This window comes from Actinomycetota bacterium (assembly GCA_040905475.1).
In the GTDB taxonomy this organism is placed as follows: domain Bacteria; phylum Actinomycetota; class AC-67; order AC-67; family AC-67; genus DATFGK01.
In genome coordinates, this window is the sequence record JBBDRM010000113.1 from 12,441 (window position 1) to 23,454 (window position 11,014).

The 11,014-nt window shown below is 67.6% G+C and carries 9 protein-coding genes; 5 read left to right on the forward strand and 4 right to left on the reverse strand.

The features are described from left to right. The 3 genes from WEB06_13375 to WEB06_13385 form a co-directional block, all read right to left on the reverse strand. On the reverse strand, positions 1-385 hold a 385-nt coding region (locus WEB06_13375), incomplete at its 3' end, for a Wzz/FepE/Etk N-terminal domain-containing protein (protein MEX2556603.1). A 30-nt stretch (positions 386-415) separates the two neighbouring features. After that, positions 416-1,576, reverse strand: a complete 1,161-nt coding sequence (locus WEB06_13380; GenBank protein MEX2556604.1) for a glycosyltransferase family 4 protein — start codon at positions 1,574-1,576, stop codon at positions 416-418. Next, positions 1,573-2,454 carry a glycosyltransferase gene (locus tag WEB06_13385; protein ID MEX2556605.1) on the reverse strand — a complete coding sequence of 294 codons (882 nt, stop codon included), beginning with the start codon at positions 2,452-2,454 and terminating at the stop codon, positions 1,573-1,575. Before WEB06_13385 ends, WEB06_13380 begins: the two co-directional genes overlap by 4 nt. Before the next feature lie 613 nt (positions 2,455-3,067). On the opposite strand from WEB06_13385, the gene WEB06_13390 reads away from it, so the two are divergent. The 3 genes from WEB06_13390 to WEB06_13400 all read left to right on the forward strand — a co-directional run bounded on the left by WEB06_13390 (position 3,068) and on the right by WEB06_13400 (position 7,840). Continuing rightward, positions 3,068-5,155: an alginate lyase family protein gene (locus WEB06_13390; GenBank protein ID MEX2556606.1), complete on the forward strand. Its 2,088-nt coding sequence runs from the start codon at positions 3,068-3,070 to the stop codon at positions 5,153-5,155. 183 nt (positions 5,156-5,338) lie between these two features. After that, a complete protein-coding gene (locus WEB06_13395; GenBank protein MEX2556607.1) occupies positions 5,339-6,130 on the forward strand; it encodes a WecB/TagA/CpsF family glycosyltransferase in 792 nt (263 codons plus the stop codon). 210 nt (positions 6,131-6,340) lie between these two features. Further along, positions 6,341-7,840, forward strand: a complete 1,500-nt coding sequence (locus tag WEB06_13400) for a sugar transferase (GenBank protein MEX2556608.1) — start codon at positions 6,341-6,343, stop codon at positions 7,838-7,840. Here the strand turns inward: WEB06_13400 and WEB06_13405 are convergent. Beyond that, positions 7,800-9,023 (reverse strand): Gfo/Idh/MocA family oxidoreductase, encoded by a 1,224-nt coding sequence (locus WEB06_13405; GenBank protein ID MEX2556609.1) that lies wholly within the window; start codon positions 9,021-9,023, stop codon positions 7,800-7,802. The genes WEB06_13400 and WEB06_13405 overlap by 41 nt on opposite strands. Positions 9,024-9,052: 29 nt before the next feature. On the opposite strand from WEB06_13405, the gene WEB06_13410 reads away from it, so the two are divergent. Both WEB06_13410 and WEB06_13415 read left to right on the forward strand, forming a co-directional pair. After that, the gene (locus tag WEB06_13410; GenBank protein MEX2556610.1) at positions 9,053-9,967 is read left to right on the forward strand and encodes a hypothetical protein; all 915 of its coding nucleotides are present in this window, start codon (positions 9,053-9,055) and stop codon (positions 9,965-9,967) included. Between the two features lie 91 nt (positions 9,968-10,058). After that, positions 10,059-10,976: an alkaline phosphatase family protein gene (locus tag WEB06_13415; GenBank protein MEX2556611.1), complete on the forward strand. Its 918-nt coding sequence runs from the start codon at positions 10,059-10,061 to the stop codon at positions 10,974-10,976. Positions 10,977-11,014: the final 38 nt, after the last annotated feature.

Below are 11,014 nucleotides of genomic sequence, written 5' to 3' on the forward strand. Positions count from 1 at the left end.
CCCCCACGGCGGCATTGCGTGGATTCTCGCTCCGTGCCGATACCTGCAGAAGCTCGACGTCGCCTACGGGGCTCGCTGAGATCGAGATGTCCTCTTGAGGGATCGTGCCGGCGAGCGCACGGCCGACCCGGTCCGTCATCGAGCGGGTCTCGACGATTCTGGCGTATGTCTGGGCGAGCCGCTGTCCCAGCTCGAGCGAGCCGACCGACCCGAATGCGTCTCCCGCGCTCGTCGCGCGCTGTTGGATGCGCACGAGCGCGTCGGCCTCGTAGATCATCGGCTGCGTGCGCGTCCAAGCGAACGCGGTGACGGCCGCGATCGCCGTGAGCAGCACGATCATGACGCGATGACGCCAGAGCGCCCCGTACACCTCCCCAGCGGGCATGGTCAGAGGTTAGCCGTACGGCTGTTCGCGTCAACCCTTGCGAAAGTCCAGAAGCGCCTGCTCCCAGGCGCAGATGACGTCCCGCCAACGGAATCGCTTCTCGGCCAGTCGACGCGCGCGGGCGCGCAGCTCCGGGCCCAACTCCGGCAGGACTTGCCGAATCGCCGCTGCAAGGGCGGCGGGCTCCGCTCGCGGCACGATGAACTCCGCTCCGAGGTCGCCGAGGATCTCGGGCGTTGCCCCCACAGCGGTGCCGAGCGCAGGGGTGCCGGCGGCGAGCGCCTCCACCGTCGACATCCCGAATCCCTCATACGCAACCGTTGGAAGGACAAAGAGGTCGGCGGCCCGGTAGAGACTCCGAAGATCGTCCTCCGACACCTGGCCGAGCAGCCGGACGCGGTTGCGTAGACCGAGCTCGTGCACTCTCCGATCGAGATCGCCGCGCGAGGATCCGCTTCCTGCGACGGCGAGGACGACGCTGTCGTCGTCGATGCGCGCCAGCGCCTCGATCAGGATGTCGACGCCCATCCGGGGCTCGAGCCGACGCGCCGTGAACAGGAGCACACCGTCCGGAATCCCGAGTCGCGTACGGCATTCCCGGAGGTCGGGTGACTCGGCGAAGAACGCGTCGTCGACGCCGCCGCCGACGACGCGAACGGCGGCACTCGGGTGTCGCCGGCGTACGAGCTGCTCGCTGAAGTGGCTGAGCACGAGCACGCCGGTGGCCTGCCGAAATGCCAGGCGCTCGAGTGTCACGAGCGCGGGGTCGAGTGCGTACGCGGCGAGGCGCGAGAGACCGGTCACTCGCCCGCGCAGGAAACGCAGCTCGAGGGTAGGCGAGGCGTGGAAGACGAGTACGAGCGGGACATCGAAGCGGGCGGCAGCGAGCCCGACGGCGTTCGTCGCCTGATGGGCCACGAGGAGGTCGAACGAGTGCTCACGCAACGCTCGGGCGTGATGCCTCGTAAGAACCGGGTCCGCAAGTGTCTGCGGAAAAGGGCCTCGCCGGAAGGCTCTTCGCACAACGAGGCCGTCGTCCTCCTCCACCGCGGGCAACCCAGCCTGGGCGGGAGCGAGCACGAGGAGCTCGTGACCCCGCCGAACGAGCGCTCGCGCGCTGTCGGCAGCGACCCGCGCGGAGCCTCCAACGACGTCGGGTGACCACTGGTCTGTCGCGACGAGGATCTTCACCCGCGAAGCTCGTCCTCGATCAGCGAGAGCAGGCGCTCGGTGCGGGTCTCCCAGGTATTGGCCGCCGCCAGTTTTTGGCGCCGCGCGACGTCCGTCTCATCCGATAGCGCCAGGGCCGAGGTGACCGCCGTCTCGACCCCTTCTAGACCGTGCGCGACGACGACGTCGGGCTCGAGCCCCTTAAGCTCAGGCAGTCCCGTCGCGACGACCGGCTTCCCCGCTGCAAGGTACTCGAACAGCTTGAGCGGAAAGACGTTGCGCGTGTAGTCGTTCGCGGCGTACGGGATCAGTCCGACATCGAAGGCGGCGACGATGCCAGGGAGCTCCTCGTATGGCACAGGACCGGTCCAGACGACGTTCGTGCGAGCCGTCAGGTCGTCCAGCTCTGTGGCGAGTGTCGCCTCCACCGGCCCCGTGAGAACGATCGTTCGCTTCGGATCGTGGTCCGCAAGCTCGGCGAGAAGGGCAAGGTCGACCTTCCCGGCAATGATGTTCCCCGCGAAGCCGAGCACAGGTCGTCGCAGTTCCTCGACGCTGGGGGCCGCGAGAGCCCGGTCGACAGCAGGTGCGAAGTGCTCGAAGTCGGCGGCGTTGCCGACGAGATGCGTGCTCGGGTTCGTGGACAGGTGTCGCTCGCGCAGGGCCGTGGTCGTCGTGAAGACGAGACGCACGGCTGCCGCCGCGTCCCGATCGGAGGTGGCGACGAGCGCCCGGTTCCGGCGGCCTGATGCCTGCTCTGCGTAGTCGTCCACACAGTCGTAGACGCCGAAGGCGTCCCCCGCAGCCCCGATCGCCCACGTCGCGCGTGGGTCGTAGAGCCACGTCACGCGCGGAACGGGCAGGCGACGGCTCGCTCGCCGGAGAACGAGGCGGCTCACCGCGCCGTTTACCCGATTGCAGAGTGCGAAGCGCTGGCCCCAGGGGAGCACGTTGAGTGCCTTGCAGACGGTGACTCCGGGCTCGGCGGGCTCGCCGCCACCGATTCGGCGGGCGATTGAGAGCCGACTGGGTCCTCGTACGAGGCGCAGGAGGTGTCGCCCGAGAAACTCCCCGGTTTCGACGAACAACACGGAGTGACCGCGCGCTGCCGCGCGACGCATGACCTGCTGGCGATTCGTCGGAAGCGGCGTCGCCCACTCCTGCGAAGAGAGGCAGACAATCGAGAACTGCGGTCCCGGATGCACGCTACGCCGTCATGAGCCGGACACGGTATGCCTCGTGCTCGCGCTCGACCGGCCCCCGATCGAGGACCGGACCCGACCTTCGGGCGATGCGGCCAGAGGACCTCGTCGATCGGGCGACGGCCGCCCACCCCTCAGCCGTCCACGAAAGCGTGGGAAATCGACTACGCGACTGCGGCTCGTTAGGGTGAAATGCGGTCCGCATGAACGCAACCCTACTCACCATCCCGACGCTGTCGACGGCGGGATATCGGGTATGAGCACGAGCCCGATAGCTCGGATGGGGTGGTATGCACGACGACTGCGATCGATGGCACCCGCCGAGATCGCGCTGCACGTGCGCCGCGCCGCGGGCTACAAGAGCGAGGCCCTTGTTTGGAGGCTGGCGCGCCCGGGCTGGCGTCGGGCATGGGAACCGACCCTCGAGCGCATCGTCTCACGGCAAGCAACGCCGGGTTCGTCTCTCCTACTCGGCGCATCTCGTGTGAACGCAGTGCGAGAAGCGCTCGTCGACGCGGAAGAGACGATCGTCATGGAGGCAGAGCGCCGGCTGGAAGGACAGGTCACGGTACTCGGCCATCCGGAGCTCCGGCTGGGGCGCGAGCGCGTCTTCGACTGCGATCCACTCTCCGGAATCCCCTGGCCAGACCGGCACGGGCGCTTGATCGACTACCGGTTGGCGTCGCCGGGGGATCCCAAGCTGGTCTGGGAGTTGGAGCGTTGCCAGGAGCTCCCGCTGCTGGCCCTGGCAGCGCTATTGACGGATGACCCTCGCTTCGCGGACGCGGCTGCGTCCCGTTTGCACGCATGGCTCGCCGGGCATCCACCGGGGCGCGGCATCGCGTGGGCGAACGCGTTCGAGCCCGCGATCCGCGCAGTGTCGCTCGCCGTCGCGTTCGACGCGCTGCGCGGCCATTCGCTCATGACCGGTGAGGCGGAGCGCGGCGTCGTTCGAGGCCTCTGGCAGCACGGACGCTCGATCGTCCGCGACCTATCTCGGCACAGCTCGGCAAACAACCACCTCGTGGGCGAACTGGTGGGCCTGCTAGCGGTCGCCGTCCTCGTTCCCGAGCTCCGAGACTCCAGCCGCTGGCGAGACCAGGCGATCGAGGAGCTTTCACGCGAGGCGCAGCTGCAGGTTCTTCACGACGGATTTCCTGCGGAGCAGTCTTTCGCGTACGGCCTGTTCACGACGGACCTGCTTCTCACGTGTGCATCGCTTCTCGAAACGGCCGGCGTCGTCTGCCCGGAGCCGATCGTCGCTGCGTTGACGAGGGCCGCAGACGCAGTCGTGCTCCTGGTGGACGTCGGAGAGCCCGAGCCCGCGTTCGGCGACGCCGACGGCGGTCGCGTACTGACGCTGGACGGAGCCCGTGACCGCACGGCTCGGGGTGTCGCAGCCTCGCTCGCGGCGTTCCTCGGGCACTCGGGTGCACAGCGGTTGGCAGGGTCCATCGACGCTACCGCGGCGCTCTTGTTCGGCCGCGAGGGCCTGGTGCGGTTTGCGACCGCAACTCCTACGATGGCCCCCGGCGACGGGCTGTTCCCGGACGGCGGACTCGTCGTCCTCCGACGGGAGGGTACTCGAGCCCTCTTCGACGTCGGGCCGCTCGGCTACCTCAGCATCGCCGCTCATGGCCACGCCGACGCGCTCCAGGTCGTCGTCTCCCACGGAGGCGACGAGCTCGTGAGCGACCCGGGAACGGGCTCGTACCTGGGCGACGCCAGGCTCCGGCGTCGCTTGCGTGGGACGGCGGTACACGCGACGGTCTGCGTAGACGGCACCGATCAGTCTCAGCAGGGCGGTCCATTTCTGTGGACACGTCACGCGCAGGCCCGGCTGCTGACGTACGACCTCGGCGCCGGGGTCGCAGCGGGCAAGCACGACGGGTACCAGGCCCTACCCGACCCGGTTACGCATCAGCGTGTGGTGGTGATGCTGGACGGCGGGGCGATCGTCGTCGTGGATCGCCTGGTAGGTGCCGGCAGGCACACGTACGTGCAGACGTGGCCGCTGCATCCTGCGCTCGAACCACGCGCGCCGGACGGGGCCGAGGGCGTCGTCGTCGCATCGAGCCCCGACGGCCCGAGGCTCATGCTCGCATTTGCCTCACCGCTGCCCGCGAAGATCGTGATCCGCGACGACGGACGGTGGTCGCGGCGTCTCGAGCAGTCCGAGGCGGCCTGGGTCGTTTCCCAACGCGTTATCGCATCCGGGCCGGTCGAGCTCGGCGCGCTACTCGTCCCGCTGGCTGCTGACGCGCCGGTACCGACCGCCGCGCTCGAGCTCCTGCGCGAGGGGGACTCCTGCCTGGCAAGAGCCAGAATCGGCGACGATGTGGAAGAGCTTTGTCTTGGCTTCGCGGATGGCGTGCTCACTGCCCAGCGCAAGTCCTGAGCGCCGGACCCGGCTTTCTCCGGTCCAAGCAACAGGAGCTGGCGGATGTGGCGGCCGCACGTACGATCGGAGAAGCGTGGGAGCACAAGCGGGCTTGCGGTCGATCGTCGTACGGTGTGCCCCCCGCTGCGCGTGCGATCCGTCGCCTGTCGTCAACATTTGCTCCGACGCCGAGCGGTCCTCGTGAGCAACGGGAGCGTCGGCGCGCACGGCGCCACACGTCACACGCTGCTCACCTGCCCGATCGACGCGCTGACGCTGGAACAGACCGTGCAACGGATCGTCGAGCTGATGAACGACGGCGGCTGCCACTCACAGTTCTCGCTCAACGCCGTGAAGGTCGTCGAGGCGCATCGAAGCCCGGAACTGCGCGGACTGCTCGACCGTGCGACCATCGTGAACGCGGACGGTCAGTCTCTCGTCTGGGCCGGGAGGATTCTCGGCGTGCCGGTCCCGGAGCGAGTAGCGGGCATCGACCTGCTGACAGCGTTGCTCGCGGTACAGGAGCGCGAGAGCATGTCCGCCTACTTCCTCGGCGCGAGGGAGAGCGTCATCGAGCGGGCAGTGGAACGAATCGCGCGTCGTCACCCGACCTTGCGCATCGCCGGCTTCCACCATGGCCACTTCCCAGCGGAGGATGACCAACGCGTCGCGGCGCAGATCGCAGAGGCCCGGCCCGACGCGTTGTTCGTCGGGATGAGCTCCCCGCGCAAGGAGGAATGGATCGATGCTCACCAGCGGCTGACAGGCGCGCGCTTCGCGATGGGGGTCGGCGGCGCGTTCGACGTGATCGCAGGCGTGACGAAGCGGGCGCCTCGTCCCATTCAACGGATGGGGCTCGAGTGGGCGTACCGCACCGCTCAGGAGCCGCGCCGTTTGGCAGGTCGCTATGCGCGGACGAACGGGGCGTTCATGTGGCTCGTGGCGACCGAGCTCTTGCAGAGGCGCAGGGCGAGCGGAAGCAGGCGAACCTGACGGGCAGGGCGACTCCCAGATAGCGTTCCACGAAGGCATCCCGCCCAGAGAGGGCGCGGCCACGCCCTCCACCGGAACGCCTCGGTAGGTCCAGCCGAAAGTATTGAATCTCGCGGGGCCGTCTATGAGACGCTGGACGTCCGGACTACTGTTCCGGATGGGAACGGGGGTATAGGTGGAGTTCATAGCTGGGGCCAGCGGGAGGGGTAGTTGAGCATCGTCTCCCAGAACCCGGTCGCCATTCCGCGAGGCGATCAGCTGAGCCACGAGGAAGACCCGGGGCGTCTGCTCCGCGCACGCTCGCGCGGATGGCTCATGCGCCGTCTCCTCGTATTGGCCGATGTCGTCGGGCTGCTCGCAGCGTTCGCGCTCGCGCTCGCGATGTCTCCGCCGGCGATCGTCGGGGAGTCGATCGAGCCTCGGTGGGAGGTCGTCCTCTTCGTCGCAAGCCTGCCGCTCTGGATTCTCACGGCCCACATGCTCGGGCTCTACGACCGGGATGAGGAGAGAGCGAACCACTCGACTGTCGACGATCTGTTCGGTCTTCTCCAGGTGATCTCGTTGGGGACGTGGGGGGTCGTCGTCGTCACCGAGATCCTCGGCCTCCCGCACCCACACCTGGCCCGCCTCGTTCTCTTCTGGACGCTGGCGCTCCTCCTCCTACCGCTGTCTCGCGCCGTCGTTCGCGTCATAGGCCGCCGCCACGCCGCCTACGTCCAGAACGTCATCATTGTCGGATCTGGCTACGTGGCACGCCTTCTTGCCACCAAGATCGCCATGCATCCCGAATACGGCCTGCGGGTCGTCGGCTTCGTCGACCGGGACGGCGACGCCCCGCCCAACGGAGTCGGGACGCTCGGCCGCCTCGGAACCGCGCCTGACCTCCACAGATTGGTGACGGAGCATGACGCCGATCGCGTGCTGATCGCGTTCTCGGTCGATTCGCACGAGGAGACGCTCGACGTCATTCGATCTCTGCAGGACACCGAGGTCGTGGTCGACATCGTCCCGCGGATGTTCGAGGTCCTCGGTGCGAACGCCAAGCTGCACACGATGCACGGGATTCCGCTGGTCGGACTGCCGGTACTGAGGCTCACCGATTCACAGAGGGTCCTCAAGCGTTCGCTCGACCTCGTCGGCGCGATCGTCGGACTGATCGTTCTTGCACCGTTCTTCGCGATCGTCGCGGCCTGGATAAAGCTCGACTCACGAGGGAGTGTCTTCTTCCGTCAGGTGCGAATGGGGGCCGGCGAGCGGGCGTTTCGCGTTTACAAGTTCCGGACGATGGTCGAGGACGCAGAGTTGCGGAAGGCTGACGTCGCCGCGCTGAACATCCATCTGGACGAGGATCCGCGCATGTTCAAAGCGCCCGACGACCCTCGCGTTACCCGGGTCGGCGCGTCTCTTCGCCGCTGGCGCCTCGACGAGCTTCCGCAGCTCTTGAACGTGCTTCGCGGCGAGATGTCGCTCGTTGGTCCTCGCCCCCTCATCCTCGACGAGGATCGGCACGTCGAGGACTGGGCGAGGCGACGGCTGAACGTCAAGCCGGGAATGACGGGGTTGTGGCAGGTGCTCGGGGCGAGCGACATCCCCTTCCACGAGATGACGAAGCTCGACTACCTCTACATGACGAACTGGACATTGCGCGAGGACCTTCGGCTCATCATGCTCACGCTTCCTGCTCTGCTCCGTCCGCGCGCTGCCTACTGACAGTTCTCTCTCGAAGCGCTTGCCGGTCGTCGTCCGCGACGGGTATCGGGCACCTCGCTCGCCATCGCAGCTCGGCGACATCAACCGCTGCGCGGCTGCGGACTGACTCGACGGCTGCGACGGTGAGGGCCAGCGAGTGGATGTTGTCGCGACCGGAGGTCTTCTCCCGCTTCTCCCGGATCGCTGCGCTGAACTCGGCCAGCGAGCCGAGGCGATCCGCTTCTCCGATCGGAGCTGGCTTGACGCGCCGCCCTTTCCACTCTCGCCTCAGCGCCCGACTCTGGATCTTTGCGAGCAGCGGCTGCGCGAGCGGCCTGACGATCACCTCGTCCCCATCCCAACGGATCGATCCGCTCTCACCGTGGATGTCCCAGACGCCATCCCACCCGGTCTTCCCGCCGCGGGGTGCCCATGTACCCGTGTACGTGATGGCGACCCCGTCCTCCGTCTCGAACACGGCGGTCGCTGCCGCGTTTCCCCTGAAAGGGCTCCAACTCGGATTCGAGCTCGTCGCCTGGACGCGGACCGGCTCGACGCCCAGGATCCCGCGAATCAGATCGAAGTGGTGGATCGCCATGTCCCAGAGAAACGGCTCGTCCATCTCGTGCTGGAACCCAGGCGCTGCGAGCTCCTGCGAGAAGGTGATGTAGGCGGCGCCGATCCGGCCGACGGCGCCGTTCTCGACGAGCCGGGCGACCGTGCGGGCCCCGAGCCGGTGGCGGTACTGCTGGCTCACCATCACGACGCGTCCGGCCGAGTCGGCGCGCTCGATGATCAGGCGGGCATCTGCGAGCGTGCCGGCGAAGGGCTTTTCGATCAGGCAATGAAGACCGCTCTCGAGACCCTCGAGCGCAAGCGGCGCGTGGAGCGCCGGAGGTACGACGACGAGTACCGCGTCGCCAGCGACGACCTCCGCCGCCGCGGAGGTCGAGCCGAACCAGGCCGAATGGTCGAGCCCTGCGGCCGCCGCGGCGCGCCCGAGAGCCGCCTCGTCCGTGTCCACGACGACGACCAGCTCCCAGTGGGGCGACTGGCGAACCACGGGAATCCAGCTTCCGCCCCAGAACCCCACACCCGCGACGACGAGTCGCAGGGGTGCGATTCCGGCTGGTCTCGAGCGGTCCAGACATCGATAGCTTCGTATCATCCCCAACCTGGCCTCGTTGCGGGTCAGCGACGGCATCGCCGGCGACACGAGCTCGAGGAGGACGCTTGACCCGCACCAGCCCGGCCAGCGCTTTTTACGTCGTCGCCGATTCGACGTACTTTCTCGGCCTCGTCGCGCTGATCAACTCGCTGCGCCTCGTCGGGCACGACGAGCCCATCTACGTCGCAGATTGCGGCCTTGTCGACGCGCACCGCCGCCTGCTGGCCGACCATGTGACGCTCGTCGAGGCGCACGGCCTGACGGCACCTCACCATGCGAAGACGGTCGCTCCGCTCGCGTATCCGACGGACGTGATGGTGCTGCTGGATGCGGACATGATCGTCACGCGACCTCTCACATCGTTGATCGATCACGCTCGTCCTGGAAAGATCGTCGCCTTTGTCGACCGGATCGGACATCGCTTCGACGAGCGCTGGTCGGAGCTCCTCGGACTCGGGCCGCTACGACGGCAGCCCTACGTGAACACCGGCCTCCTCGTCGCCGAACGCGAGCTCGGCACGACGCTTCTCCAACAGGTCACGGCAGGCTACGAGCACGTCGATGTCGATCGCACGCTCATCGCCAAGGGAACCTCCGAGTACCCGTTCTACTACGTCGACCAGGACGTCCTGAACGCCTTCCTCGCCACCTTTCCCGTGGAGACGCTCGAGCTGCTCGATCATCGGTTGGCGCCGTTTCCGCCCTTTGCAGGGCTCAGCATCGTCGACGAGGCCTCGCTGCGCTGCTCCTACCAGGACGGTGAAGAGCCATTCGTGCTCCACCACGTCCTGAAGAAGCCCTGGATCGCCCCGACGCGCTGGAACATCTACTCGCACCTGCTGGCTCGCCTGTTGCTGGGCCAGGACGTCGCGCTCCCGCTTCGACGCGACGAGCTTCCGCTCCGCGCGGACAGGGAAGCTTGCGTGGCTCGAGAAGCGCCGAAGCGACGCGCTTGCCGCTCTCGCAGCGACGCGAGGTAGGGTTGGCCTCCGGCGCCGGCTGGCTGGACGGATGAGGCGCAGCTGAGTACCGTGCGCACGGGGAAATGAAACGGGGGAGGGAGTAAGGACCATGTCCGCTCGAGCACTGGTCGTCGGTCTGGATGCCGGTGACGCGTTTCTGCTGGGGCGCTTTGGTGCCGAGGGTGGCGTCCAGCGGTTTTCCTCATTCGCGCGCGATGCTGCGACGTTCAGGCTCGCCAACCCGCTAGCAACCATCGGGGGTGGGGTGTGGGAAGAGCTGAACATCGGCCGGTCGTGTGGACGCGTCGGTGTCTTCTTCCCGGGTCGTCAGCTTCACACGGGGGAGACCGCGCCACGGCAGGTGGAGGTGGACGAGGTCGACCCTCGCGCGCTCTGGACGGTCGCGAGCGATGCGGGAAAGCGCGTGGCGGTGATCGACGTCCCCCACTCGGTGTCGCCCAAGGAGTTGAACGGCGTCTTCGTATCCGGGTGGGGAACTCATGACCGCTTCTACGGAGCGGAGAGCCTGCCAGCCAACCTACTCGGCGAGCTGCGCGACCGCCACGGCGGATACCCGCTCTGGTCGAGACCGTGGCCGCGGCGGACGACGGCGGCCTGCGACGGACATGACGGCACCCCGGAACAGTACGAGCAGCTGCTCGACGATCTCCTCGAAGGGATCGAGCGAAAGACGGCTCTCCTGCTCGATGTGCTCGGACGCGAGGAGTGGGATCTTTTCGCGTGCGGATTTTCTGAGGCTCACTGCAGCGGGCACCAGCTATTGCACTTCCTCGACGGCGCGGCGCCGGAAGGCCACGACCGGCTCGCCAAAGGAATCAGGATCGTCTATGAGCGCCTGGACTCAGCCCTGGGCAGACTGATCGACGCGGCGGGACCGGGCGTCACCGTGTTCGCGGTCGCAAGCCATTCGTTCGTCGATCCGACGGGCGGACAGCAGCTGATGCCGGAAGTGCTCGTCAGGCTCGGCTACGGGTCCGGCCATGGTGCCTCCGCTAAGAGCGCCTAACAGAATGACTCCTCGGCGTTGAGGAGTTTGAGGCAGAT